This is a genomic window from Kibdelosporangium aridum, from assembly GCF_900176515.1.
Taxonomy (GTDB): Bacteria; Actinomycetota; Actinomycetes; order Mycobacteriales; family Pseudonocardiaceae; genus Kibdelosporangium; species Kibdelosporangium aridum.
Genome location: NZ_FWXV01000002.1, coordinates 992819 through 1017433 on the forward strand (window position 1 = coordinate 992819; position 24615 = coordinate 1017433).

General features: G+C 65.4%; 27 protein-coding genes. 16 read left to right on the forward strand and 11 right to left on the reverse strand.

Annotated elements, in window-relative coordinates:
- Positions 1 to 105 precede the first annotated feature (105 nt).
- A complete protein-coding gene (locus B9C43_RS14225; protein ID WP_084426742.1) occupies positions 106 to 744 on the forward strand; it encodes a class I SAM-dependent methyltransferase in 639 nt (212 codons plus the stop codon).
- Here B9C43_RS14225 and B9C43_RS14230 read toward each other — a convergent pair.
- On the reverse strand, positions 741 to 2090 hold the full coding sequence (locus B9C43_RS14230) for a zinc-dependent metalloprotease family protein (RefSeq protein ID WP_160096511.1): 1350 nt from the start codon (positions 2088 to 2090) through the stop codon (positions 741 to 743). The two genes, B9C43_RS14225 and B9C43_RS14230, sit on opposite strands and share 4 nt — an antisense overlap.
- Before the next feature lie 171 nt (positions 2091 to 2261).
- Here B9C43_RS14230 and B9C43_RS14235 point away from each other — a divergent pair, with 171 nt between their 5' ends.
- The 3 genes from B9C43_RS14235 (at position 2262) to B9C43_RS14245 (ending at position 6313) form a co-directional block, all read left to right on the forward strand.
- On the forward strand, positions 2262 to 3458 hold the full coding sequence (locus tag B9C43_RS14235) for an endonuclease/exonuclease/phosphatase family protein (protein ID WP_143446330.1): 1197 nt from the start codon (positions 2262 to 2264) through the stop codon (positions 3456 to 3458).
- Positions 3455 to 3925 (forward strand): SixA phosphatase family protein, encoded by a 471-nt coding sequence (locus B9C43_RS14240; protein WP_084426748.1) that lies wholly within the window; start codon positions 3455 to 3457, stop codon positions 3923 to 3925. The genes B9C43_RS14235 and B9C43_RS14240 overlap by 4 nt, the downstream gene beginning before the upstream one ends.
- 99 nt (positions 3926 to 4024) lie before the next feature.
- The gene (locus B9C43_RS14245; RefSeq protein ID WP_084426751.1) at positions 4025 to 6313 is read left to right on the forward strand and encodes an ATP-binding protein; all 2289 of its coding nucleotides are present in this window, start codon (positions 4025 to 4027) and stop codon (positions 6311 to 6313) included.
- Positions 6314 to 6474: 161 nt separating this feature from the next.
- Here B9C43_RS14245 and B9C43_RS14250 read toward each other — a convergent pair whose 3' ends face one another.
- The 3 genes from B9C43_RS14250 to B9C43_RS14260 form a co-directional block, all read right to left on the reverse strand.
- A complete protein-coding gene (locus B9C43_RS14250) occupies positions 6475 to 7428 on the reverse strand; it encodes a nucleoside hydrolase (protein WP_084426754.1) in 954 nt (317 codons plus the stop codon).
- Between the two features lie 10 nt (positions 7429 to 7438).
- A complete protein-coding gene (locus tag B9C43_RS14255; RefSeq protein WP_160096513.1) occupies positions 7439 to 8866 on the reverse strand; it encodes a purine-cytosine permease family protein in 1428 nt (475 codons plus the stop codon).
- Between the two features lie 215 nt (positions 8867 to 9081).
- Positions 9082 to 9306: a hypothetical protein gene (locus B9C43_RS14260; RefSeq protein ID WP_033382127.1), complete on the reverse strand. Its 225-nt coding sequence runs from the start codon at positions 9304 to 9306 to the stop codon at positions 9082 to 9084.
- 111 nt (positions 9307 to 9417) lie between these two features.
- On the opposite strand from B9C43_RS14260, the gene B9C43_RS14265 reads away from it, so the two are divergent.
- Positions 9418 to 10062, forward strand: coding sequence for a transcriptional regulator (locus B9C43_RS14265; protein WP_084426759.1), 645 nt, complete (start codon positions 9418 to 9420; stop codon positions 10060 to 10062).
- Positions 10063 to 10066: 4 nt separating this feature from the next.
- Here the strand turns inward: B9C43_RS14265 and B9C43_RS14270 are convergent, their stop codons facing one another.
- Positions 10067 to 10624 carry a TetR/AcrR family transcriptional regulator gene (locus tag B9C43_RS14270; protein WP_033382129.1) on the reverse strand — a complete coding sequence of 186 codons (558 nt, stop codon included), beginning with the start codon at positions 10622 to 10624 and terminating at the stop codon, positions 10067 to 10069.
- 448 nt (positions 10625 to 11072) lie between these two features.
- Here B9C43_RS14270 and B9C43_RS55570 point away from each other — a divergent pair, with 448 nt between their 5' ends.
- Positions 11073 to 11270 carry a hypothetical protein gene (locus tag B9C43_RS55570; protein ID WP_143446331.1) on the forward strand — a complete coding sequence of 66 codons (198 nt, stop codon included), beginning with the start codon at positions 11073 to 11075 and terminating at the stop codon, positions 11268 to 11270.
- A 646-nt stretch (positions 11271 to 11916) separates the two neighbouring features.
- On the opposite strand, the gene B9C43_RS14280 is transcribed toward B9C43_RS55570, so the two are convergent.
- On the reverse strand, positions 11917 to 13680 hold the full coding sequence (locus B9C43_RS14280; RefSeq protein WP_160096515.1) for a prolyl oligopeptidase family serine peptidase: 1764 nt from the start codon (positions 13678 to 13680) through the stop codon (positions 11917 to 11919).
- Between the two features lie 138 nt (positions 13681 to 13818).
- Between B9C43_RS14280 and B9C43_RS55575 the strand changes: the two genes are divergently transcribed.
- Together B9C43_RS55575 and B9C43_RS14285 are read left to right on the forward strand one after the other, a co-directional pair.
- Positions 13819 to 14916: a sensor histidine kinase gene (locus B9C43_RS55575; protein WP_160096517.1), complete on the forward strand. Its 1098-nt coding sequence runs from the start codon at positions 13819 to 13821 to the stop codon at positions 14914 to 14916.
- A complete protein-coding gene (locus B9C43_RS14285; RefSeq protein ID WP_084426767.1) occupies positions 14913 to 15551 on the forward strand; it encodes a response regulator in 639 nt (212 codons plus the stop codon). Before B9C43_RS55575 ends, B9C43_RS14285 begins: the two co-directional genes overlap by 4 nt.
- On the opposite strand, the gene B9C43_RS14290 is transcribed toward B9C43_RS14285, so the two are convergent.
- Positions 15518 to 16099: a TetR/AcrR family transcriptional regulator gene (locus B9C43_RS14290; protein WP_084426770.1), complete on the reverse strand. Its 582-nt coding sequence runs from the start codon at positions 16097 to 16099 to the stop codon at positions 15518 to 15520. The two genes, B9C43_RS14285 and B9C43_RS14290, sit on opposite strands and share 34 nt — an antisense overlap.
- 31 nt (positions 16100 to 16130) lie before the next feature.
- Between B9C43_RS14290 and B9C43_RS14295 the strand changes: the two genes are divergently transcribed.
- From B9C43_RS14295 to lysA, 4 genes are all read left to right on the forward strand, one after another.
- Positions 16131 to 16565, forward strand: a complete 435-nt coding sequence (locus B9C43_RS14295; RefSeq protein WP_033382141.1) for an SRPBCC family protein — start codon at positions 16131 to 16133, stop codon at positions 16563 to 16565.
- A 19-nt stretch (positions 16566 to 16584) separates the two neighbouring features.
- Positions 16585 to 17193, forward strand: a complete 609-nt coding sequence (locus B9C43_RS14300) for a TetR/AcrR family transcriptional regulator (RefSeq protein WP_084426773.1) — start codon at positions 16585 to 16587, stop codon at positions 17191 to 17193.
- A gap of 54 nt (positions 17194 to 17247) precedes the next feature.
- Positions 17248 to 17865 carry an FMN-dependent NADH-azoreductase gene (locus B9C43_RS14305; protein WP_033382143.1) on the forward strand — a complete coding sequence of 206 codons (618 nt, stop codon included), beginning with the start codon at positions 17248 to 17250 and terminating at the stop codon, positions 17863 to 17865.
- A 109-nt stretch (positions 17866 to 17974) separates the two neighbouring features.
- Positions 17975 to 19291 carry a diaminopimelate decarboxylase gene (gene lysA / locus B9C43_RS14310; protein ID WP_084426776.1) on the forward strand — a complete coding sequence of 439 codons (1317 nt, stop codon included), beginning with the start codon at positions 17975 to 17977 and terminating at the stop codon, positions 19289 to 19291.
- Here the strand turns inward: lysA and B9C43_RS14315 are convergent.
- The gene (locus tag B9C43_RS14315) at positions 19288 to 20253 is read right to left on the reverse strand and encodes a helix-turn-helix transcriptional regulator (RefSeq protein WP_033382145.1); all 966 of its coding nucleotides are present in this window, start codon (positions 20251 to 20253) and stop codon (positions 19288 to 19290) included. The genes lysA and B9C43_RS14315 overlap by 4 nt on opposite strands.
- A 30-nt stretch (positions 20254 to 20283) precedes the next feature.
- Here B9C43_RS14315 and ligD point away from each other — a divergent pair, with 30 nt between their 5' ends.
- Positions 20284 to 21273, forward strand: coding sequence for a non-homologous end-joining DNA ligase (gene ligD, locus B9C43_RS14320; RefSeq protein WP_084426779.1), 990 nt, complete (start codon positions 20284 to 20286; stop codon positions 21271 to 21273).
- Here ligD and B9C43_RS14325 read toward each other — a convergent pair.
- The gene (locus tag B9C43_RS14325; RefSeq protein ID WP_235038606.1) at positions 21267 to 21632 is read right to left on the reverse strand and encodes a winged helix-turn-helix transcriptional regulator; all 366 of its coding nucleotides are present in this window, start codon (positions 21630 to 21632) and stop codon (positions 21267 to 21269) included. The two genes, ligD and B9C43_RS14325, sit on opposite strands and share 7 nt — an antisense overlap.
- 49 nt (positions 21633 to 21681) lie before the next feature.
- On the opposite strand from B9C43_RS14325, the gene B9C43_RS14330 reads away from it, so the two are divergent.
- Positions 21682 to 22107, forward strand: coding sequence for a TIGR03618 family F420-dependent PPOX class oxidoreductase (locus B9C43_RS14330; RefSeq protein ID WP_084426782.1), 426 nt, complete (start codon positions 21682 to 21684; stop codon positions 22105 to 22107).
- Positions 22108 to 22141: 34 nt separating this feature from the next.
- Complete coding sequence (locus tag B9C43_RS14335) at positions 22142 to 22654, forward strand: ferredoxin (protein ID WP_143446334.1); 513 nt, start codon at positions 22142 to 22144, stop codon at positions 22652 to 22654.
- A gap of 44 nt (positions 22655 to 22698) precedes the next feature.
- On the opposite strand, the gene B9C43_RS14340 is transcribed toward B9C43_RS14335, so the two are convergent.
- Positions 22699 to 23091 carry a hypothetical protein gene (locus tag B9C43_RS14340; RefSeq protein WP_033382149.1) on the reverse strand — a complete coding sequence of 131 codons (393 nt, stop codon included), beginning with the start codon at positions 23089 to 23091 and terminating at the stop codon, positions 22699 to 22701.
- On the reverse strand, positions 23088 to 23408 hold the full coding sequence (locus B9C43_RS14345; RefSeq protein WP_084426785.1) for a hypothetical protein: 321 nt from the start codon (positions 23406 to 23408) through the stop codon (positions 23088 to 23090). The genes B9C43_RS14340 and B9C43_RS14345 overlap by 4 nt, the downstream gene beginning before the upstream one ends.
- Before the next feature lie 40 nt (positions 23409 to 23448).
- Here B9C43_RS14345 and dusB point away from each other — a divergent pair, with 40 nt between their 5' ends.
- Positions 23449 to 24609, forward strand: coding sequence for a tRNA dihydrouridine synthase DusB (dusB, locus tag B9C43_RS14350; RefSeq protein ID WP_084426787.1), 1161 nt, complete (start codon positions 23449 to 23451; stop codon positions 24607 to 24609).
- The last annotated feature ends 6 nt before the right edge of the window (positions 24610 to 24615 follow it).

Here is a 24615-nt window from a genome sequence, read left to right on the forward strand (position 1 = left end):
TATTCCCTCGGACAGCCCTTGTGGGCAGTCGTCGGACTGGGGCGGTAACGCCGGGCCGGGTGAAATCGGACCTATCGGATGCATCCCTCCGACCGGAAGCGAGCCATGAAGACCACTTACGCCCGGCTCCGCAGGACCCTTGGCCAGCTGGCATACGAGAAGCGCTACGGCGTCCGCACCGCGGAGCTGATCGAGCTGGACAAGCTCGGCATCGACAGCGAGGGGCGCGGGTACTACGTCGCCGCGAGCTGGCGGACTCTGCGCCGCACCTTGTCGCGCAAGGAGATCACCGGCCGCGACGTGTTCATCGACTTCGGCTCGGGCATGGGCCGGATGGTGCTTGAGGCAGCGAGGTTCCCGTTCGGCCGGGTGATCGGCGTCGAACTGTCCGACGAGCTGCACAAGATCGCGCAGGACAACGTGCGGCGGACCCGCCAACGCCTCCACTGCCGCGACATCGAACTCGTGCAGACCGACGTGCTCGAGTACGAGATCCCGGACGACGTGAGCGTGGTGTTCTTCAACAACCCGTTCCAAGGACCGGTCTTCACCACGGTGATCGAGCGCTTGGTCGCCACACTCGACCGCAACCCGAGGGAACTCAAGATCATCTATTACAACCCGGTCGAGGAGCAGACGATCCTCGCCACCGGCCGGGCCGCGATCACGCGCAGACTCGTCCACGCCAGGCGCCGAACGGCGGGATCGCCGTTCGGCCTGACGAAGGTGTTCGTACTGCGTTAGCCCGCGTCGACGGTCAGTGTGAACTGGCCGAGCGTCGCGTAGCCGGAGTAGCCGTTGCTGGCCGGGTTGCCGGCGCCCGTGCCTTCGACCTGGAACGTGTACCGGCCGGCCGCGAGGCTCTGCGAGAAGCTCGCGTCCAACCCGCTCGCCTCGTTGGTGTTCACGCGTCGCACCGGCGGGTCGACGGTCGCGACGACCGTGCCGCTCGCATCCCGGACCGTGAGCTTGATGTCCAGGTCTGGAGCGAAGATCGCGGGCAACGCCTTCGCGGTCAACGTTCCACCCGCGTGCTGGATGGCGAACACGTCCACGTCGGCGTCCGTACTGATGATTCCGGTGACCGGCGTGTTGTCGGTCAGCGACGCGGCCGAGCCCGAGTCGTTCGGGAAGTCGTCAGCCAATGTGGGGGCGCCATTGGCTGGGATGACCGACAGATCGTCCTCGGTGTTGTTGGCGTTGGTGTACTCGCCCTTGCTCCACTGCGTGACCGGCTGGCCGTAGCCGACGCCCATGATCGGCGCCCAGTTGGTGTGGCCGCCGTAGTACTCGACGCCAGTGGACTGACCGTCGTGACCGAGGCCCAGGTTGTGGCCGGTCTCGTGGGAGACGATCTCGGCGATCGACTTGCCGTCGTAGTTACTGGTCGCGTACGCCCAGGCGGGCTGGTAGTTCGCGTGCCGGTTGGCCTCGTCGAACGTGCCGATGTACGCCTGACCACCACAACGGCAGTTGGTGACGTCCTTGGGCGTGATCACCGCGCGGGTGCCGTAGACCTGGTCCGAGGAGCCGGACCGGGTGATCTTGTCCTCGGTCGTTTCCTCGGTGGTCACGTCGACGTCGAACGACCGGTAGTCCTCGGCTACAGCAAGGAACGCCTGGTAGATGGCCTCCCGCTCGGCGTCGTTGTAGGACGACGGGTTGCCGTCGGCGTCATAGGGCGGGGCGTCGATGCGGGCACCGCCGTTCCACGCCGTGCCTTCGACGCTGTGACCAGTGAAGTCGAGGTAGATCGTGCGGTTCGAGCCCTGACGGCTGTGCAGCTTGAACACGTCGACGCCAGGCGGCACGGCCAGCGTCGCGGCCGGAGCCGCCGCCGGAGCGTTCTTCTTCTCGACCGATCTGATCCGGCCTTCCTGGTCGACCTGGAAGTGATCGCTGCGGACGATTTGTTTGACCTTCGCGACCGGGATGTCGTTGACCACGGACAAGGCGATCGCGTTGACCGTGTCGACCGGCTGGTCGGACACGGCCTTGGGCGCGGACTGCGCCTGAGCAGGGATGAGCAGGACCAATGCGACGGCCGCGGCGGCAGCGGTCACACCGGTTGCCCGTGCAGGGAGAGACAACCGAGACAACTCCTTTGGGTTAACCCAAATGGGTTCATCGGCGGCCTAACATACAAACAATCGGTCCATGTGAACACCATCCAACGGACTATTTGCCCCCTGGATGGCTGAACCGAAAGTTCACCCCAGGGTGGGTGCGACAGTTGCTCACGCGTGGCAGAGTCATCCGCTGTGCGAATTCGGGTGCTGCTTGCGTGTGTCCTGTTAGGTGCGGTCGCCGCCCAGCCTGCCCAGGCTGAACAGCGCGGCTTCGGACCGGAGAAGGTCCGTTTCTCGACGTTCAACGCCTCGCTCAACCGGTCGGCCGCCGGGCAGCTGGTCGCCGATCTGTCCACCCCGGACAACGCGCAGGCCCGCAAGGTCGCCGAGGTCATCCAGCTCGACCGGCCGGACGTGCTGCTGATCAACGAATTCGACTACGTGCCGGACAATCAGGCCGCCGAGCTGTTCCGCGCCAACTACCTGCGGCGCGGCCAGAACGGCGCCGAGCCGATCGACTACCCGTACGCCTACACCGCGCCAGTGAACACCGGCGTGCCGAGCGGCCTGGACTTCAACCGCGACGGCCGCGCCGACGGGCCGGACGACGCGTACGGTTTCGGGCTTTTCCCAGGTCAGTACGGCATGCTCGTATTGTCGAAGTTCCCGATCGACCGCTCGGGCGTCCGCACGTTCCAGAACTTCCGCTGGAAGGACATGCCGGGCGCGCTGCTGCCGGACGACCCGGCCACGCCGGCGAAGGCGGACTGGTACTCGCCGCAAGCCCTCGACGTGTTCCGGCTTTCCTCGAAATCGCACTGGGATGTGCCGCTGCGAATAAAGGGGCAAACCGTACATTTCCTGGTTTCCCACCCGACTCCGCCCGCATTCGACGGCGCCGAAGATCGGAATGGCACACGCAACCACGACGAGATCCGGCTTTGGGCCGACTACATCACTGGTAAGGCCGGTTACCTCTACGACGACAAGGGCAAGCGCGGCGGGCTGCCGCGTGGCGCCAAGTTCGTCATCGCCGGGGACAACAACTCCGACCCGATCGACGGCGACAGCGTGCCGGGCGCGATCCAGCAGCTCTTGGACTCGCGACGGCTGATCGACACCAAGCCGAGCAGCCGCGGTGCGGTCGAAGCCGCGGAGACGCAAGGCGGCGCGAACCTCAAGCACGGCACCAACCCGCGCTACGACACCGGCGACTTCAACGACAACGCGCCCGGCAACCTGCGCGTGGACTACGTGCTGCCGTCGTACGGCTTGATCCCGCTGCACTCCGAGGTGTTCTGGCCAGTCGCGAGCTCGCCGCTGGCTCGGCTGAACGACACTTCGGACCATCATCTCGTCGGCCTCACCCTGCTAGTTTTGGGCCGGTGACCAGGAAACTCACGCTGCTGCGGCACGCCAAGTCGGCCTGGCCGGACGGTGTGCCCGACCTGGAGCGCCCGCTTGGCGATCGCGGCCGCCGGGACGCTCCGGAGGTCGGCCGCTGGCTCAACGAGAACGTGCCCGACCTGCAGCTCGTGGTGTGCTCGACCGCGCTCAGGGCTCGGCAGACATGGGACCTGGCGTCAGCCGAACTGGCCACACAGCCCGAAGTCCGGCACCACGCCAAGATCTACTACGGCCCGTTGCTCGAAGTGGTCCGTGACCTGCCGCCGGAGGTCACCTCGGCGATGCTCGTCGGCCACAACCCGGACATGGAAGACCTGGTCGAGCTGTTGACCGGCACCCACACCACCTTCAAGACCTCCACGGTCGCCGTAGTGCGCACCGGTCTGGAGTGGTCGGATGCGGGGCCGAACTGGGCCGAGCTGATCACGACCGCGACTCCTCGTGGTTAGGGCTACTCCAATCGAGGGACGCTGATCACCCAGGTTGTTCTGGCAGCCAGAACCCTGAAATCCTCGGGTGGGGGCGTCGACACGATTGGGTCTGGAGACATGCCGCAGGTGAAGCTGGGGGATGACAGCTCGCCATTCGGACGTGAGCTCCGCAGGCTGCGCACCCGGCGCGGCCTGTCCCTGCAGAAGCTGGCTGAGCTGGTCAATTACACCCGCGGGTACATCGGCAAAGTCGAAACCGGGGACAAACCGCCGACCACGGAACTGGCCAGGCGCTGCGACCAAGTCCTCGAGGCGAGCGGCCAGCTGATCGCGCTGGCGACGTCGGAAGGCCTGCCGAGACTGGCCCAGTTGCCCGCGGCAGCGGCTACATTCGTCGGCCGCGAGCATCAACTGAGCCAATTGGACCTTGCCCTGTCGGGCGACATGACCGGTACACCGTGGACAGTCGCCATCGACGGGCCACCGGGCGTTGGCAAAACAGCGTTGGCATTGCGTCTGGCGCACCAAGTGAAAGACCGGTTCCCCGACGGGCAGCTGTACGTCGACCTGCACGGCTACTCACCGGACGGCCAGCCGTCCCGGCCGGACGTCGTACTCGAGGAATTCCTCGTCGCACTGGGCACGAGCGCCGCCGCGATCCCGTCGTCGACGAGCCAGCGCGCAGCCCTGTACCGGTCATTGCTCGACGGCAGCCGGATTCTGCTCGTGCTGGACAACGCGCGTGATTCTCGTCAGATCGAACACCTGCTGCCCGGCTCCGCGGGGTGCGGCGTGATCGTGACGAGCAGAATGCGCCTCGGCGGCCTGCCGATCAGGCAGGACCAGCGGATCACGCTCGGGCCGCTGAGCGAAGAAGAGTCAATCCTGTTGTTGCGTACGGTGATTGGCACCTCCCGGACCGACGACGAACCAGAGGCCACGGCAGGCCTCGCCCGCCGATGCGGCCATTTGCCGCTCGCCCTGCGGATCGCGGCCGAACGCGTCGCGACCCACCCGCACCACTCGGTGGACGAACTCGCCGATGAGCTTGGCGCGGAAGAAGAACGCCTCGACGTACTGTCCACAGACGACGACTCGGTCGCCGTGCGGACGGTGTTCTCCTGGTCATACCGTGACCTGTCCGGCGAGGCAGCCCGGATGTTCCGGCTGATCGGCCTGCATCGCGGCCCGCACCTGAGCGTGCATGCCGCAGCGGCGATGGCCGACATCCCTGTGCCCCACGCACGCCGACTGCTCGACCGTCTCGTTGGCGTACACCTGGTTCAAGGCCTGGGTGGCGGCCGGTACCGGTGCCACGACCTGTTGCGCGTCTACGCGGCTGAACGCGCACTCGAAGAGGAACCGCTTGAGGCCCGGAACCTTGCGGTACAACGAGTTCTGCACTGGTACTTGCAGACGTGCTTCGAGGCGAACCATGTGCTGTCCCCGCAGCGCTTCGACCCGCCGCTCGAGCCATGCCCGTTCTCGTTGCCCACATTGACGTTCGGTTCGTACGACGAGGCCTTGGCATGGTGCGAAGCCGAAATGCCGAACCTGATCGCCGCACCCCGGCTGGCACTCGAATACGGCGAAGACGCGATCGCCTGGAAAATCCCGGTCGGCAGCTTCAACTTCGTGTTCCTGCGCAAACGGTGGAGCCCATGGATCAGCGCGCACGAACTCGGCATCGCAGGCGCCCGACGGCTAGGTGACCGCTTCGGCGAGGCGTGGACGTTGAACAACGTCGCGCACGGCTTCCGTGAGCTCCGAAGGTTCAAGGACGCGAAGGAACACCTCGCCGAAGCCCTGGAAATCCGCAAGCAGATCAACGACCAAGTCGGCCTGGCGTGGACACTCACGGCGATCGGGTTCGTCGACTGCGACCAGAACGAGTTCGCGGCGGCAGCGGACTCCCTGTTCGAAGCGCTCCGGATCCGCTCGGAAGTCGAACGCGAACACGCAGGCAACGAAGCCCTGCTGACCGCGAACAAACAAGGCCAGGGAATCGCGCGCGCCTCACTCGGAACCGCCTTGCGCGAACTAGGACGATACGACGAAGCACTCGACGAACTGACCCAAGCGCTGGACATCTTCCGCGAAATCGCGGACAAACACGGCGAGGGCTACACCCTGGTCAAACTCGGGGACCTGTACGCACGACTGCGCAAGCCAGAGGACGCCCTGGCAAACTTCGAGCAAGCCCTGGCAACACGACGCGAAATCGGCGACCGCTGGGGCGAAGCGGAAACCCTGCACAGCAGAGGCCGTTTGCTGCTCGACACCGGGGAAGCCGAGGCCGCCCGCGAGTCCTGGCACGACGCCCTCGCCATCTTCACGGACTTGGACGACCCGCGCGCCGAGGACGTACGGGCACTGCTCTCGTCAACACCTCGCACGGCGGGCTGACGCCGCACCAGCGGACCGTTCGCAAATCTGGTTGTCCACAACCGGCCAGTAACCCCCTTGACCAGGCCTTATCCCGGGTAGACTGGGTCGGGGTCGTCCCCCGGGAGTGGTGGGGGATGTCCTCTTCTGGGATGGGGTTGTCCAGGTCGGGCGGGTCAGGATTATTTCAAGGCTTCGAACAGGCGGGTCAGGAAGGCTTCCGTGTTCACCGACGTCGCTGCGCGGACTGGGGTTCTTCCTTGGCCTGCTTTGCTTTCGATGTCGGAGTCGTCGACTATGTTTCGCCAGTCGGTGATCAGTTGACCGCGGGTGTGGGTGCCGCGTAGTTCCACGGTGACCACGACTTCCTTGTATTCCGCCAAAGTCGGGTCTTGAAGTAGCACTGCTGCCAGTGGGTCGTGGATTGTGCATGTGCGGAAGCCGAACATTCTTGAGTAGAAGTCCGAGTAGTGCTTCAGCAACGCGCTGGCGAATTGGGCTCGGGGTGTTGATATTTCCGCCAGTGCTGCCATCCAGGCTTCGTCGGCTCGGGCTTTTTCCGTCACGTCCAGGCTGACCAGGGTCATGTCCGGGAACCCGCTGTCGAACACCAGGTCTGCGGCTTCTGGGTCGTGCCACATGTTTGCTTCGGCGTGGGTGGTTACGTTTCCGGGCACGCCGAGTGCTCCGCCGAGGACCATGACTGAGCGCAGTAGGTGCGGCAGGCGGGGTTCGAGCAGCGTTGCCAGTGCGACGTTTGTCAATGGGCCCAACGCCAGCAGGGTCAGCTCGCCGGGATTTGCTCTCGCCAGAGTGACGATCTGTTCCGCGGCCGAGATGCCCGCTGGGCGGCGGCTTGGGGCTGGGCCTGCTTGGCCGCCTAGGCCGTCGGCGCCGTGGACGAACTCGGTCGTGCGCAGTTCTTGCGCCAGTGGGCGGTGTGCGCCGACGGCCACTGGGACGTTGTGCAGTCCCGCGATGTCCAGGACCCGTAGGGCGTTTTCGGCGGCTGCCGGGGCGGGCACGTTGCCGTGCACGCTTCCCACCGCGACGATTTCGATGTCTGGTTGTGCCGCGAGGAACAGGATCGCGAGCGAGTCGTCGATGCCCGGGTCGGTGTCCAGGATGATGCGCACGACCGATCACTCAACCAGAACGACCAGCCGGTCGCAGCAAAGTCGTGCTCAGCAACCCATACAGCGCAGCGCCGATGACGAACGCGACGGCGACGCCGATGTTGCTGGCGCCGATGTTGCCTGCTTCGGCAGCCGGCGTGAGCCAGTAGCCCAGTATCGTGCGGATGTTCTCGTCTGCCGAGGTGACAAGGCCGAGGCCGACGATGATCGCCACCACGATCGACACCACTCCGGCCGCGTTGAAGGCACCGTACCTGCCTGACGGGTCGTAAAGCGCGTCCTTGTCGTAGCCGCCTTTGCGGTGCAGGAACATGTCGGTCACGAAGATCGCCGACCAAGCCGCCGTGACCACACCGATGACGATCAGGAACGCCTGAACGGGAGCGAAGAAGCTCGGCGCGATGAAGACCAAGTAGATCCCGCCGATGACCATCAGCACGCCGTCGATCGCGACCGCCACCCACCGCGGCATCTTCAGGCCGAGGGCAAGCAAGTTCAACCCTGAGCTGTAGAGGTTGAACACCGCGCCTGCGATCACGCTGAGGATCGTGGCCATCAGGAACGGGATCAGGAACCACGTCGGCAAGGCGACGGCGAACGCGCCGATCGGGTCGGCTGCGGCCGCTGCGGCCAACTCCGGATTACCCGCCGTCAGCAGCACACCGAAGAGCATCAGCACGGCAGGCGCGGTCGCACCGCCGATCGCCGTCCACCAGACCACCGACTTCGCCGAGCCTTTGGTGTACCGGCTGTAGTCAGCGCCTCCTGGTGTCCAGCCGATGCCGTTTGCTATCACCAACGTGATGCCGCCGATCACCAGCGCGACGCCCGCCGTTCCGGTGTTGGACGAGAAGTCGAGGTCCGGAATGATGATCAGTAGGTAACCGACGACCGCGACGGCGACAGCCAGCGTGATCCACTTCTGGACCCGGAGGATCACGTCGTAGCCGTAGATCGCGATCGCCATGACCAGCCCGGCCGTGATCACGAAGCCGAGAACCACCATGGGTGTGTTGTTCAGTTCGGGACTGATCCGCTCGAGGATCGTGCGGGTGGCCAGAACACCGAGCGTGACACTGACCGTCTCCCAACCTACTAACGACAAATACACGAAGAAGGTTGGCAATTTGTTCCCATGGTGCCCGAAGGCCGCCCGGCTGAGCGTCATGGTCGGCGCGCCACCCTTGGTACCCGCCCGGGCGACCAAGCCGACAACGGGGTACGAGACCGCCAACCCGATGGCCACCGCCAAGGCGCCCTGCCACGGATTCAGGCCCAAACCCACCACGAAGACGCCATAAGCCACGGTGAAGAAGCTGAAATTCGCCGCTGTCCACGGCCAGAACAGGCTGGGCGGGCTGCTGTGCCGCTCGGTGTCACCGACCCAGTCAATGCCCTTTTGCTCGATCTGCCAGCTGTCCCGCGCGACCCCGACCACAGGTGCCCCTCCCTGCTCCAGTGGGGTGACGCAGTGGTGTCTCCCAAAAGAGTCGACAAGTCACCCCTGCAAACCAATGCCGCGGCAGTCAATCGTTGACCATAAGCGGAACGTAACAGGCGTGTCCGCGCCTGAACAGCAGCATGTCTAGGGGTCTTGCTGGTGTGGCGTGGACACGCCGGATGCGAGGGGGAGTCGCGTGGCGCGCCCGGCACTCATGGCCGGGCGCGTGAGTGGGATGCGCGGATCCACTCGGAGGCAAGGGCGTACGGATCCACCGTGGTCGCTGTGCCCTCGGCAATGCGCTGCACCGCGAACCGCAGCAGATGGCTGGCGTGCTCGGAGCCGATGCCTGCTTCACCGGCGAGACGCTCGTAGGCCATCTCGGACTTGTACGCGCGCTCACATTGCGCGGCGACCAAGTCCGGTAGGTAGTCCATACTCCTGTGTACTCCTCCTGCTCTCATGTGGTTGAGACGTGCGGTGAACTTAGTGGTGACGTGTCCGGGAAGGTGACGTTCACCATGCTTCGTTCCCGTAACGTTTGCGCAATGACGACCTCAGCCCGCGCAGTGTTGAGTCAGACCCAAGCAGAACTCACCCCTTTGCCTGGAACAAACCGCCTGCTACCGCTGGTTGCGGACGGACGGGCCCCAGTGTCGGTCATCGCGGCGCTGGCCGGTGAAGAACGGCACATAATCGCCAGTGACTGGCGGGCGTTCCTGACATTGGCCGCTCGCGCGGAGGAACAGTCCACCAGACAGTTCTTCAGCTTCCTTGCCGGTGGCGAGAGCGTAGCGCTCAATCTGCTTGTCCCACTGGCCGAGGCATCAGGCGCCGATTTGGACAGCTATACGCCGCAGGCTGGATGTCAGGCATATCCGGCATATGTGGCGTCCTTGGCGCTCAACGCCTCACCGGTCGACGCACTGTTGGCATTGTTCGCCAACTTTGCGGCGTGGGGCGAATACTGCGCGGCGATAGCCTCGTCGTTGCGCGCCCACTACGGATTCGACGATCGCGCGTGCGCATTCTTTGACTTCTTCACCAAGCCCGTCCCCGAACCGGAACAGCATGCATTGAATGCAATTCAATCGGCTTTGGACGTCGGCTGGCAGCCGGACGAGGCGCGGCGGCACGGGCGCATGTTGCTGAACTACGAGCTGATGTTCTGGAACACCCTCGCGGACCTCTGAGCTCTCACGCGCGCAGGGACTCGATCATGATCGAGCCCAGCCTGCCCGGCTCGCCGTCGACGTGCCGTTCGGCGGCGATGATCCCCACGATGATCGCCTTCAGGTCAGCGCCAGTCACGTCCGCACGCACCGCGCCGGCCTGTTGGGCACGGGCAAGCAAGTGATCCTGAGCAGCGCGCAACTCCGTGTGGGCTGACCCCAGCACCTCGACGGGGTCACGGCCTGAGGAAGCCAGCGCCTCGCCGAGGGCCTTGTTGCCGACGACGTTGCGGACCATCCGAACCACGAAGCCGAAGAACGCCGGACCGGGCTCCGGTGCGTCGGCAAGCGCTTGCGCATCCGCGACGAGCCCCTCGACCCTGCTGATCAGGATGGCCTCGAGCAACGCCTCCTTGGTGGGGAAATGCCGGTAGACCGTGCCGATGCCAACTCCTGCCCGCTTGGCGACCTCGTCGACCGGAACAGCCAGCCCCTCGGTCTCGAAGACCTGCTGGGCGACTTCAAGCACCCGCGCCCGATTACGCCGCGCGTCGGCCCTGAGCGGCCTGTCGGTCTCCGTCATGCTCCTCACCCGGTCGAAATCGCCTGGTCCGCCGCGTCGCGATGATGCGGAGGAAACATTCCGATTCTAACGCCGGTAAAGGGGCGAGGAATGTGACTAAATACAAACAAGGCAGGTCGACCTGGTCGTGTCAGCAGAGACAGATCTGCGGCGCGCGAGGTCTGGCGGGCGGGCTCCTCACAGCTCAGAGCGTGTCCCGTGATCATGCCGTTTGCTGACAACCAGAGCCGCTTCACACGTGCGATGTGGTTTCGGAGTTCGTTGTGCGCGAGGCGATGAGGCTGCCACCGTATCCGGGTGGCAGTACTTTGGGCGGACCCTGCCTTTTACAGGCCTGTCGCCAGCGGCTACCCATCTGCGGTTCGTCGCCGCGACCGGGAACGACGACGAGGATGAGCTGCTCAGGGAGCAGTTCTGGTTCGTTCGCTGGGGACCCACGACCGACAACGTGACTGCTTTCCTGTTCCGCGACGGTGACGAGCTGGTGCTCACGTTCCAGTTCTGGCGCGAGGAGCAGCTGCTCAAGCATCCCGGGCATGTGGGAGCGGTCTTTGTGGTGGAGATCCAGGCGGGGGAATTCGCTGGCATCCTTGAGGATCTGGTCGCCATCCTCGGCCGTGATCAGGCTCTGCCTGTGACCATGTGACCATGTGACTGGGTGGCGGAGCCAGATGCGGATCGAGGCGACGTCGATGGCGCCCTGGTAGATGAGTTCATTCTTGTCGTAGCGAGTGGCACGGCGCGGTGTCGGCGGAGTTGGTTGACGCAGCGTTCGACGGTGTTGCGTTCCTTGTAGGCCTCGCGGGTCGAAGACCGGAGGCCGTCCGCCCTTGTTCTTCCGGTTGGCCTACTGGGTCTTTGTTTACGGTCCGACACCCCGCACCACGCCCAGCGTCCGTTCCCACGTTCTGTTCGAACAACACTGTGCACGCCAAACGACGAAGGGTCCGGCTAATAGCCACGTTTGTCCAAGATGGAGGCACGACAAGCGGGCCTACGTCTTGGATGGCACCATCACCGTCGCCGCGATCTGGCTTTGGCTTCGTCCATGAGCCGCCGGATAGGACCCGGCGGTGAGGCGTCGGAAATCAGTGAAGCGACCGGGATACCTCCGGCGACGTGACACCCCGACGGACCAGATCACCTCACCTGCAAGAGGGCCTAGGCTCGCTCCGCTCCGCACAGCGCGGATCCCCGAGGTGCCACCGCTTTCGCTGAGCACTCTGGCGGATCTCACTAGTGATTATCGATGCCGTCCGCCGGGTCGACGGACGGCATCGCCAGCCGTCCGATCACGGTGCAGTGAGCCAGCGGTCGAACCAGGTCAAGTTCTGGGTCATTGCCGCGGCGCGGTGTGCTGGTTGGTGGAAGAGGTGGGTTTCGCCGGGGTAGACGATCAGGTCCACGGGGACACCTTGGGCTTTCAGGTAGGCGCGGAGTTCCATGCTCGCCACTGCGTTGAACGACGCTGCCTGCAGCAGCATCGGTGTGCGGATATTCGCGGCTCGTAAGTCCGCGGCGAACTGCCGCCAGTGTTCCGCTGCTTTGGGGTCTACGGGTGAGCCGCCGAAGGTGCGCTTTGCCGTCTCTTCTGTGTTCGGGGCTTGGGCTCCGAAGAGCCAATATCCGACTGTGCCGTTGCCTCCTTCGCCTGCGGAGACGGCTTTGAACATCGTGGAGTGGGCTGCGGCGAGCTGACTGACCTCGGCGCCGCGGCTGAAGCCCGCGATGCCGACGCGGTTCGGGTCCACGAAGCCGGCGTCGATGCCAGACCGCACCGCGGCTTCCATCATGGCGACGGGTTCCAACAGGTTTTGTAAGGTCTCCGGCCAGTCCTTGCCTGGTCCACCCGGGGCGGTGGCGGATTCGTCGACCCCCAGTACGACGTATCCCTTGGCAGCGAACAGCTGTGACGGGTACTGCCACTCATGGGTGTCGGACATGAAGCGGTTGGTCGAGGCATCCCTGCCGTGTGTGACGACGATGGCCGGGCATCTCGTCGACTGGCACTGTGGCGGAACGATTTGGTACCCACTGGCTTGGTGGCCGTGTACGTCTGTCCACTGTGCTGCGACGGGCGGCCGGAACCGCACTCCGGCGAAATGCGCGTTGGGATTGTGGCCGTCACGGACCTGCTGGCCGTCGATCACCACCAGTCGAGGCGGAGCAGACCAGGTCTGACGGACGGCGGCGGCTCGATTTCCCGCATAGGAGAACGCACTGAAGTTGTCGGTGCCGAGTGACGGCGGCGCAGGCGGGTTCGACAACGGAACGTTGACCTGCGCGCCCGTTCGGACGTCGATCACCCAGGACTTGCCTCGGAAGGCCAGTTCCAACCGGCTGCCATCGGCCGCCCACGTCACCGAGGGCCCGAGACCGCCCTGTGGGCCGAGGTCCAGATCGGTCAGATGTCGGGGCCGACCTGCCTCCCACAGCCACACGCCGACCCGAGCCGAACTGTACTGTCCTTCCACAATGGACTGAAGGCCGTACTTGTTCTCGTCGTACACCACTCCGGCGCGGGTGTCCGGCTGCACCAGGTGCGGCGTGATGAACGCGAGGCTGCGGCCGTCCGGCGACCATTCGTGTCGAAGGACCTTCGCGTCATGGGCAGGTGTGTAGGAGTTGTAGAACGCGAACCGCTGTCCGCCGATCGGCACGGCCGGGACCGGCGCGTCGATCAGCTTGCGCGGTCTGCCACCGGCAGCGGGCACCGACCAGACCTCGTCGGCACCGTCCACGGCGCTCAGGAACGTGATCGAGTCGCCGTGCCAGCCGAGGTTGGTCATCCGTTCACCCGCGTAGACCGATCTGGCCCGGTCCGGTCGGTCGAAGTCGGCGACCATGACCCGGCTGACCACCTTGTTCGCGGTCACGGACGGTTCGGACACCAGAAAGGCGACCTGTCTGCCGTCCGGCGAGATCCGGGTTTCCGGGATCTGCCTGACTTCTACGACGTCTTTGACCTCCATGGCGCGCGGGGCCGCGGATGCGGGCGCGCTCGACAACGTGGCCGCGGCCAGGGCCAACACGGCCAAGGTGATGCGTTTTCTCATCTGGTCCCCCGACTGGTTTGTGTGGTTCCACGCTACGAATTCGGGTGGGTCGGGGGCATCGGCCTGTGGTCCGAATTTGGAGTTGACCAGGGGTGATGGTTCGAGTTGACCGGGGTTGATGGGCCTATGGTGGAGCCCATGTGGACCGAACGCCGCCAGGACATCGCGCTCGCCGCGATCCTCGCTGTCGTGCTGACCACTCTCTTCTGGGGCCGCTGGCTCCCGGTCACCGTCGCCGTCGCCGGCAGTGTGCTGCTGATCTGGCGCCGCCGCTTTCCTCGGGCGATCTTCCTCGGCACGGCATTCGTGTTCATCGCTTCTTTGTTGTGGCACTGGGAGTCCGCAGGCCCGCTGCTGTTCATCACGTGGTTCGGGCTCTACGGACTGGCGGCGTACTCGATCAAAGTCGAGCCGACGAAGACGGTGCTGGGCCTGATCGGGGCGACCACCGCCGTGATCGTTCTGATGGGTTACTTCGTCACCGAGGAGACCCATCAGAACTTCGCGATCACGGTATTGCTCGCGTTCGGCTGGGTCGGCACAGCCTGGTTCCTTGGCCGCTACCACCGGACCAAACGCGCCTACCTCGCCCAGCTGGAAGAACGCACAGCACAGCTGGAACGCGAGCGAGAAGCTGTTGCCGCACAAGCCGCAGCGGAGGAGCGCGCCCGGATCGCCAGGGAGCTGCACGACATGTTGGCGCACACGATGAGCGGCATGGTCGTGCTGGCGGGCGGCGGACGCAAGATCGCCGAGACCAAGCCCGAGGCCGCAGTCGCCGCGCTCGTCAAGATCGAGGACGTCGGCCGGAAAGGTATGGCGGAGACCAGGATGCTGCTCGACTCGGTGCAGGAGGGCAGCGTGCGCACCCTCGACCATCTGTCCACATTGGTCGATGAAGCCAGGCAGACCGGCCTGGACGTCGAGGTCCAGATCGAGGGTGAACCAGTGCGAATGCCGTTGACGGCAGGCGCCGCGGCCTTCCGTATCGTGCAGGAGTCGCTGACGAACGTCATTCGGCACTCCGGTGCCAAAGCCGTCACAGTCAGCGTGAAGTACTGGCCGGACGTGTTCGAACTGCAGATCACCGACGACGGCGAAGGCGGCTCGGTAAACCCTGGTCATGGCGTGACCGGCATGCGAGAGCGGGCCGAACTCGCCGGTGGCGCGCTGCGCGCCGGTCCACGACCGGAAGGCGGCTGGTCAGTCCGTGCGATCTTCCCGGTGCCGGCATGATCACGGTCCTGATCTGCGACGACGCGCCCATTGTCCGGATGGGCCTGCGGATGGCGGTGGAATCCGAACCGGACCTGTCCGTGGTCGGTGAAGCCGCTGACGGTGCCGAAGCCGTTGCCGCCACCAAGGAACTACAGCCAGACGTGGTGCTGCTCGACATCCGGATGCCGCGCGTGGACGGGATCGAAGCCGCACGTCAGATCCTGGCCGAGGACACCAAAACTCGTGTCCTCGTGCTCACGACCTACGACCACGACGACAACGTCTACGCCGCGTTGCGCGCAGGCGCCAGCGGGTTCCTGGTCAAGGACGCTCCGCCCGAGCACGTCATCGAGGCCATCAGGGCGATTGACGCAGGCGACGCCGTGCTCTCCCCTTCGGTCACCCGGCGCCTGCTGGACACCGTCGCACTGCCCGGCGGCGTCAAGCTGCCCGAACTGTCCGAACAGGACAGCCGGTTGCTCAGGCTGATCGCGAAAGGCCGGACGAACGCCGAGATCGCGGCCGAATTGGACCTCACCCCGGCGACCGTCAAGACATACGTCTCCCGGTTGTTCACCAAGATCAACGCTCGGGACCGGACGCAGGCCGTCGTACTGGCCTATGAGAGCGGGCTGGTCCGGCCGGGCAGCTGAGCCTCGTAACTCACGATGTACTGCTCCATCGCGGCGTCCACGGCCTCGCGGTCGCCCGTGGCCAGCAGGTCCAGCAGCAAGCCGCGAGTCACCGCGAGGCCCAGGCGCGCCGTCACCCGAGCGTCCTGTTCGGACAGGCCTTGGGCGATACCGAGGGCGATGACCGGGTCGAGCCACGCGTGGACCACGTCGTCGAGCAGGTGCGTCGTCCCAGGCCGGCCCTGCAGTGCCTGGCCGTAGACCTCGAAGAACAGCCGGACGTTCGGCCACAGCGCCGGATCGGAGATCCGCCGCCAGAACCGGCGGGCCATGTCCCCGGCCGATTCGCCCGGTTCATGCGCCAAGTCGGCGAGGACTTCGCGTTGACGTGCCTCGACCGCCTTGATGATCTCCACGAGCAGGCCTTCTTTGGACCCGAAGTGGTAGATCAGCATCCGATGGCTCGTGCCGAGCCCGGCGGCGATCTGCCGCAGGCTCTGCTCACCGACTCCGTGTTCGGCCACGTAGTCCACTGCCGCGGACAACAGCTGTTGCTTCGCGTCTACCATTGAACCACATGGTACATGTACCATCTGGTACATGGCGAAGCAGGAATTCGAGGTCAACGCCCATTCGGCCGCCGCGCCAAGCCGCGTTTACGCGCTCTTACGGGACGGCTCGACCTGGCCGGTCTGGTCGAAACTCGAGCGGTTCGAACTGGAGAAGGCCAGCTCACCAGAGCCGGAGAGCGTCGGCGCGATCCGCAACTTCTACACCGGCCGGTACAAGATGCGCGAACAGGTCGCCGAACTGGTGCAGGACAAGCGGTTCAGCTACACCCTGCTGTCCGGCCTCGCCCTGAAGGACTACCGCGCCGACATCGACCTGACGCCGAACGGCGAAGGCACGGACATCCGTTGGCACACGTCGTTCCGGCCCAAAGTGCCTGGCATGGGCTGGATCTACCGGCGTGCGCTGCACAAGGTCACTCACGAGTTCGCACACATGCTGGCTGAGTACGCAGGCAAGCACTGATTCGGACTACAGTCCCCTTGTGCCTGACGATGAGCTACTGAAGATCGGTGCCACGCCGCCGAGAGAACGCGCCGACGCGGCCCGCAACCGCGAAAAGATTCTCCAGGCCGCGGCGAAGTTGTTCGAGAAGCACGGCGTGACCAGGGTGTCCATGGACCAAGTCGCCGTCGAGGCCCGGGTGGGCAAGGGCACCGTGTTCCGCCGCTTCGGCGACAAGTCCGGCCTCGCCGTCGCACTGCTGGACGACCGGGAACGCGAGCTGCAACAGGCCATCCTGTCCGGCCCGCCGCCGCTCGGCCCGGACGCGCCCGCCGATGTCCGGTTGATCGCGTTCGTCGAGGCCTACGCGGCTTTCCTGGATGCCAATGTCGATCTGATCCACGTCTCGGAGACGGCCTCACCAGGCGCTCGGTATCGGATCGGCTCGTACCAGCTCTGGCATCGGCACGTGACGATCCTGCTCGCCAAGGCCCGTCCCGACTTAGATGCCGACTATCTCGCGCACGCGATCCTCGCCCCACTGTCGGCTGACCTGCACAAAGCCCTCGACTACCCGTCGGAACGCGCCGCCTCAGGTGCCGTGGCACTGACCAAGCTGGTCCTCACCGGCGCGACAAGCGGACCGTAGTCCGCTAATCTTGAAGAAACCGGACCGAAGTCCGTTTCTACCGAGAGGTCAGTCGTGAGCACTGTGTTGCACATATCCGCCTCACCACGCGGCGAGGCGTCCGAGTCGTTGGCGATCGCACGTACTTTCCTTGACACGTATGAGGAAACGCATCCGGAAGACGAGATCGTCACCTTTGACCTGTGGGACGGCACGCTGCCTGAGTTCGGTCCAGCGGCCGCAGCGGCGAAGATGGCTGTGTTCGCCGGTCAGCAGCCCTCTGGCGACGCATGGGACGCGGTGATCCGGACGTTCGAGCGGTTCAACGCCGCCGACAGGTACCTGTTCAGCGTTCCGATGTGGAACGCGACGGTGCCGTACATCCTCAAGCAGTTCATCGACGTCGTCAGCCAGCCGGGCATGGTGTTCTCGTTCGATCCCGAGCACGGCTACACCGGCCTGTTACAGGGCAAGAAGGCTGCGGTGATCTACACGAGCGCGGTGTACGGCGAAGGGCTGCCACCGTCGTTCGGAGCCGATTTCCAGCGGCCGTACCTGGACAACTGGCTGCGCTGGGCCGGTGTGCACGACATCACCGAGATCCAGTTCCGGCCGGATCTGGTCACCACGACCGGCGACGCCGATCGCCGGACAGCACACGAGAAAGCACGTGATATCGCCAAGAACTTCTGAGTGGTCGCCGTCACTCGAGGCGTCAAGACCGCGCTAACAAGTCCCCTCTGGTCATCATGACCGCGTCGTGCCCGGGGCCGGAACGGCTGAATGACGCTGTTCTGGGGACGTGACTCTCACAGATGTGCTCCCGAGTATAGGTCGATCGCTGCAGACCAAGCTGGAGCCGGACGTCTGGCCACGCAGTGCCAGCGCCACAGCCGAGGGACTGTCCATCGCAGGCATCTCGGTGAACGAACTCGCCGCACGGTTCGGCACCCCCGCCTACATCCTCGACGAGGACGAGGTCAGGCGCCGCTGCCAGGCTTATCGGGCCGCGTTGCCCGGCTTCGAGATCGCGTACGCGGGTAAGTCCCTGACCTGCCGTGCAGTGCTGCACTGGATGGCCGAGGAGGGTTTCTCGCTGGATGTGTGTTCAGCCGGTGAGCTGGCGGTCGCGCGCGCCGTCGGCTTCCCAGCCGAGCGGATCCTGCTGCACGGCAACGTAAAGACAACCGAAGACTGGAAGGCGGCGCTCGGCTACGAGGTCGGCCGGATCGTGGTCGACTCGCTCGACGAGATCGAACAGCTCGGCTCGCTGGCACGACATCCGCAGCGTGTGCTCATCCGGGTGACGCCGGGAGTGGACGGGCACACGCACAAGGCGATCGCGACCGGGGTGGAGAACCAGAAGTTCGGCTTCCCGTTGCGGGAGGCGATGACCGCGGTGTCGGCCGTGCTGGCGCAGCCAGGCCTGCGGCTGGACGGACTGCACTGCCACATCGGCTCGCAGATCAAGTCCGTGGCCAGTTTCGAGCTCGCCGCCCGGCGGATGGTCGAGTTCATCGGCCAGATCCGGGACCAGCACGGGATCGTGCCGCGGTCACTGGACCTCGGCGGCGGTCACGCGGTGCCGTACCTGCCTGGTGAACAGGAATTCGACCTCGTCGGGTACGCCCAACGGGTTCAGGTCGCCGTCAACTACACGGCTGCCACGCTCGGGCTGCCCGCGCCACAGTTGACGATCGAGCCGGGCCGAGCCCTCGTCGCCAACGCGGGGATCACGCTTTACCGTGTCGTCACGGTGAAGGGCTCCTATGTCGCGGTGGACGGCGGGATGAGCGACAACATGCGGGCCAGCTTGTACGGCGCGCGCTACTTGGTTCGGCTCGCCGGCCGGAGTTCCACGGCTCCACTTCGGACCGTTTCGGTCGTCGGACGGCACTGCGAGGCAGGAGATGTGATCGCCACAGACGTCTCACTTCCCGCTGACGTGCACGCGGGTGACGTGCTCGCGGTGCCCGTGACCGGCGCGTACCACCATTCACTTGCTTCGAACTACAACCAGGTCTGCCGTCCACCGATCGTCGGTGTGCGCGACGGCTGGGCCCGCCCCTTGGTACGCCGGGAAACCGAAGAGGACCTGATGGCTCGGGACGTCGGCTAGGAGTACAGCCGCGAGAGATCAGCGGCCGCTTTCACGAACATGTCCCGGAGTTCCTGTGGCTCAAGGACTTCCGCGTCCGCGCCGAGCTGCAGGATGGCGTGCAGGGCGTGCATGTTCGTCTCGATGGGAACGGTGACGGTGATCCAGCCGTCCTCGTCGGGCTCGGCTTCGTGATCACGCAGCGCACGGCCGACGACCGGGCCGAGCAGGAACGCCATCTTGCGGCCGGTTGGCGAAAGACGGACCGTGGCTTCGCCTTTCCACAGGGTGTCCTGCACGCGTTCGGCGGAGACCTCCCAGTATTTGCCGAGGTCGAAGTCCTGGGGCCGGTCGAACTTCTGATCCGTCGGCTCCAGCGCGAGGATTCTCGACACCCGGTAGGTGCGCGGCTCGCCCTTGCTCGCAGCGATTAGGTACCAGGTTCCGTTCTTCAGCACGACTCCGAGCGGTTCCAGCAGGCGGTCCACCTCCGCGTTGCCCCACCGCCGGTAGCGCACCGAGATCCGCCGCTGCTCCCACACGGCCGCGGCGACAGTGGAGAGATAGGGCGCGGCTTCGCCCTCCCGGAACCATCCGGGTGCGTCGAGCAGGAACCGTTCCCGGATGGACTGAGCTCGCTCGCGCAGCTCGGGCGGCAACGCGGCCATCAGCTTGAGCTGCGCGGCCGCGAGCACCTCACCGAGCCCGAGCTGTTTGGCCTGGTCAGGCAGGCCGGCGAGGAACAACGTCTCGGCTTCGGCTGTGGTCATCCCGGTCAGTTTGGTGCGGTACCCGTCCAGCAGCTGGTAACCACCCGCTGGCCCACGGTCGGCGTACACCGGCACGCCCGCGGCGCTGAGCGACTCCACGTCGCGGTAGATCGTGCGGACCGAGACCTCCAGCTCGTCGGCCAGTTCCTGCGCGGTCATCCGGCCCCTGGCCTGCAGCAGCAGGAGGACCGAAAGCAACCGACTCGCTCGCACACGTCGATTCTGCCCGGTAGCGTCCGGAACATGCAGGTCGCTGGACGTGAGGTGGCGGTATCCAGCCCGGACAGGGTGTTCTTCCCTGCTCGCGGCGAGACCAAGCTCGACCTGGTCAACTACTACCTGGCGGTGGCCGAGCCGCTGATGCGCACAATGGGCGGGCGGCCGGTGCTGATGCAGCGCTTCCCGCGCGGCGCGGGCGGGCCGTCGTTCTTCCAGAAGCGCGTGCCGGAGAAGGTCCCACCATGGCTGGAGACGACCGTCGTCCAGACGGTGAACGGGACGCCGTCGAACGCCCTGGTCATCGCGGACCTCGCGCATGTCGCGTGGGCCGTGAACCTCGGGTGCCTCGGTTTTCACGTGTGGCCGTTCACGGCGGCGAACCCCGATTTCGCGGACGAGCTGCGGCTGGATCTCGATCCGCAGCCCGGGACCAAGTTCGCACAGGCCGTCGAAGCCGCTCACGAGCTGCGGGCGTTGCTGTCGTCGCTGGGGCTTGAGGGGTACCTGAAGACGACCGGGAAGCGTGGACTGCACGTGTACATGCGGCTTGAGCCGCGGTGGAACTCCTACGAGGTCCGGTCAGCGGCAGTGGCGGTGGCCCGCGAGTTGGAGCGTCGTCGTCCGGACCTGATCACGGCGGCGTGGTGGAAGGAGGAGCGGGGCGAGCGGATCTTCGTGGACTACAACCAGAACGCCCCGCACAAGACGGTTTTCGGTGCGTGGTCGGTGCGGGACAAGGTGACCGGGCCGGTTTCGGCGCCACTGTTCTGGTCCGAAGTGGACTCGATTTCGCCGGAGTCGTTGACGTTGGCTTCGGTGCCCGAGCGGCTGGCTTCGCTGGGAGATCCGTGGGAGTCGATGCGTCCGCAGTCGTTGGAACCGTTGCTGGAGATGCATTCCCGGGACATGGCTGCTGGGTTGATGGACGCGCCGTGGCCACCGGTGTATCCCAAGCAGCCCAACGAACCCGACCGGGTGGCGCCCAGCCGTGCCCGCAATCCCGACGCTCACTGAGCTGATGCGGCTTCCTGGGCGGCGACGACGGCGGCGCCGTTCTGTTCCGCCCACTTGGTGAGCATTTCGATCGGTGTCATCAAGGTGGTGCCGAGTTCGGTCAGGGCGTACTCGACTCGCGGTGGTACTTCCGCGTACGCGATGCGCGTGACGAGCCCGTGTTCGGTGAGCCGTCGCAAGGTCTGGGTCAGCATCTTCTTCGAGATGCCGCCGATGAGATCAATGAGTTCGCCGTGCCTGCGTGGGCCGCGACTGAGCCCGTACAACGTGACCACCGCCCATTTGTCGGTGATGATCTCGACGGCCAGCCGGGCCGGGCAGTCGGCCAGAAATACGTCCCCACCAGTAAAGTCACCCACGGTTCCCAGGGTACCGATGGGTGTCCATCGGCTTCCTAAGCTGCTGATCATGACGACGCTTCCGCCGAGCACCTACCGGCTCTTCGAGACCGACCGCTACGCCACCTTCATCACCATCAACCCGGATGGCACGCCGCAAACGAGCTTGATGTGGGTGTCGAGGGACGGTGATGACTTGCTCTTCGGCGTGGAGGACTTCCGTGTGAAGACCCGGAATCTGCGCCGCGACCCACGGATCACCGTCATGATCGAGGATGACCGGAACGACCCGCATGGACTCCGCCAGCACCTGATCGTCCGTGGCACGGTCACGTTCCACGGTCCGGGTATCGTCGACGAGTGGGCCGCGTTCATGGACAAGCAGTCGCATCGGTACCTGGGCACGGATTTCCCGTTCCCCAACAGGTTCTCACCGACCGGGCTGATCGGCCGGATCAAGCCGGACCGCATCTCCGGCGTCGGGCCGTGGGCTTGACTTCAAGCCCAGTGGAGGTTGCAGGATCCGGCGCGTGTACTGGAATCCCTTACCCGTCATAGCCGACAACCTCAAAGGCGTCTGGGAGGAGCGCAATTGGCGCAACACCCCAGGCCCGTTCTACGGAGCCACGACCGACAACTGCTGGACGGGCAGGCTGGTCGCGCCACAACACGTCATGTATGACGACGACCATGGCCGGGAGTTCATCTACCGCCAGCCGCAGAATCCAGACGAGGTCAGGCGCGTGCTCGACGCGGCGATCGACGACCCGTGGGAAGGCTACGCCGCCGACGGTGACGACTACTGGACGCCGACGTCGGTGCGCGAGTGGTGGGCTGATCGCGGGCGACTCAGGGAATGGGCGATCAAGCTGGCCGACAAGTGGTCCATCAGCGAGGTACACGAAGAGGTCGAAGCGGCGAACGGAGCGCTTGACCTCGTGGCGTACCTGGACAACGGCATGGAGGCGTACCTGAGGGGTTATGTGTTCTGGCTGGCCGAGGGACGCGAGCCATTCGTGGGCGAGCCGCTGCCGGAGCTGTGACCCGCCGGATCAAGTGCCCGAAGTCAACACAGTGACAACAACGATCAGACGGTAATCAGCGGTATTTGTACACCGGCAGCGTTCGCGAGTTTCCCAAGGTCGCCAGGATCCGAGGTGAGCACGGCACCGCCGTGGCTAATCGCGGCAATGACAACGGCTGCGTCGACAACGTCAGCCGTACCAGCCAACGCGAGCAAGCGGCCGACTGCTTCCGCGACATCCTCGGTGAACGGGACGGACCGGCACATCCGGCGAAGCATCGAGACCGGGGCCTGCTTGGGACTCGCCCGCCACACCTGTGCGAGTACGACTGTTGGCAACAGCGCAGGTGTTCCCGCGTCAAGAGCATCACGGCAAGCCCCGTAGACGCGTCCCCTGGGATTGCCTTCGACGTGGATCAGCGCCCCGGCATCCAAGATCAGACCACGAGCACTCAACCGGCTCGCCTTTCGTTCGGCAATCCCAGAAGCCGGGCCAGAGCATCCGCACGCGCCGAAGCCTCCTCCGGCGACTCAGGCGAACCGACACCCACTTCCGCGAGCTGAGCACGAATCTGTGCCAGCTCAGCGGGATCCGGCTCACCGAACCTGGCCGCGTACTCCTGCGCGGCGGCCTGAGCCTCGGCAAGATCCGCAGCAGCCTCGGCGGCTTGCGCCAGCCACGCCGACAACGGCACGCCTGCCCGGTCAGCTGCTCGCCGAGCTCGCGCCGCGACGATGTCCGGAAGGGACACACTCAACTTCTCCACCGCCATGGCCTGATGATAGCTCGTCCGGTACTACCACGGTAGCACCATGACTGTAACCGCTAGCCTTAGGGACGTGAATGCTGGAACTCCGTCGTTGAAAATCGGCCCCTACCAGGTCGATCCCGCTGTCGTGCTCGCGCCGATGGCGGGGATCACCAACGTGGCGTTCCGGCAGCTCTGCCGCGAATTCGGCAGCTCCACCTCGCTGTACGTCTGCGAGATGATCACTGCTCGGGCCATCGTCGAACGCGACGAGAAGACCATGCACATGATCACCTTCGGCGAGCACGAGAACCCGCGGTCGCTCCAGCTCTACGGCGTCGACCCGGCCACCATCGCCGAGGCCACCAAGATCATCGTCGGCGAGGACCGGGCCGACCACATCGACATGAACTTCGGGTGCCCGGTTCCCAAGGTCACCAAGAAGGGCGGCGGGGCCGCTCTTCCTTACAAGCGGAAGCTCTTCGGGGACATCGTCAAGGCTGCCGTGGACGCCGCGGGCGATGTGCCGGTCACGGTCAAGTTCCGGGTCGGCATCGACGATGAGCACCAGACGTTCCTTGACGCCGGGCGGATCGCGGAAGCCGAAGGGGCGCAAGCGGTCGCGTTGCACGCGCGCACGGCCGCGCAAAGGTATTCGGGCACCGCTGACTGGTCGAAGATCGCGATGCTGAAAGAGGCCGTGACGACCATTCCCGTGCTGGGCAACGGCGACATCTTCTGCGCCGACGACGCCATCAAGATGATGGCGCAGACCGGCTGCGACGGGGTCGTCGTCGGGCGTGGTTGCCTTGGCAGGCCTTGGCTTTTCGCTGAACTTCAGGCAGCGCTGCGGGGTGAGCCGATTCCGGACGCCCCGAATCTCGGCACTGTCGCCCGGATCCTGCACCGGCACGCCCTGCTGCTCGCCGAGCATCTCGGTCCGGACAAGGGCATTCGCGACCTGCGCAAGCACATGGCGTGGTATCTCAAGGGTTTCCCGATCGGATCCGAGCTGCGCCAGCAGTTCGCGTTGGTCGACACCGTCGGGCAGATCGAGGATCTGATCACGCAACTGGACCACGACGCGCCTTTCCCCGCTGACGCCGAAGGCCCGCGCGGGCGTCAGGGTTCACCCGGGAAGGTCACGTTGCCGGACGGCTGGCTCGACGATCCGGACGACCGCGCCGTCCCCGTGGGCGCGGATGTCATGCACTCCGGCGGCTAGTGACAC

Coding starts and splice junctions, on each gene's coding strand:
- B9C43_RS55575 (WP_160096517.1), top strand. CDS start 13,819: ATGTGGACCGAACGCCGCCAGGACATCGCGCTCGCCGCGATCCTCGCT.
- B9C43_RS14285 (WP_084426767.1), top strand. CDS start 14,913: ATGATCACGGTCCTGATCTGCGACGACGCGCCCATTGTCCGGATGGGC.
- ligD (WP_084426779.1), top strand. CDS start 20,284: ATGCAGGTCGCTGGACGTGAGGTGGCGGTATCCAGCCCGGACAGGGTG.
- B9C43_RS14260 (WP_033382127.1), bottom strand. CDS start 9,306: ATGGACTACCTACCGGACTTGGTCGCCGCGCAATGTGAGCGCGCGTAC.
- B9C43_RS14265 (WP_084426759.1), top strand. CDS start 9,418: ATGACGACCTCAGCCCGCGCAGTGTTGAGTCAGACCCAAGCAGAACTC.
- B9C43_RS14245 (WP_084426751.1), top strand. CDS start 4,025: ATGCCGCAGGTGAAGCTGGGGGATGACAGCTCGCCATTCGGACGTGAG.
- B9C43_RS14290 (WP_084426770.1), bottom strand. CDS start 16,099: ATGGTAGACGCGAAGCAACAGCTGTTGTCCGCGGCAGTGGACTACGTG.
- B9C43_RS14280 (WP_160096515.1), bottom strand. CDS start 13,680: ATGAGAAAACGCATCACCTTGGCCGTGTTGGCCCTGGCCGCGGCCACG.
- B9C43_RS14330 (WP_084426782.1), top strand. CDS start 21,682: ATGACGACGCTTCCGCCGAGCACCTACCGGCTCTTCGAGACCGACCGC.
- B9C43_RS14295 (WP_033382141.1), top strand. CDS start 16,131: ATGGCGAAGCAGGAATTCGAGGTCAACGCCCATTCGGCCGCCGCGCCA.
- B9C43_RS14345 (WP_084426785.1), bottom strand. CDS start 23,408: ATGGCGGTGGAGAAGTTGAGTGTGTCCCTTCCGGACATCGTCGCGGCG.
- B9C43_RS14225 (WP_084426742.1), top strand. CDS start 106: ATGAAGACCACTTACGCCCGGCTCCGCAGGACCCTTGGCCAGCTGGCA.
- B9C43_RS14270 (WP_033382129.1), bottom strand. CDS start 10,624: ATGACGGAGACCGACAGGCCGCTCAGGGCCGACGCGCGGCGTAATCGG.
- dusB (WP_084426787.1), top strand. CDS start 23,449: ATGACTGTAACCGCTAGCCTTAGGGACGTGAATGCTGGAACTCCGTCG.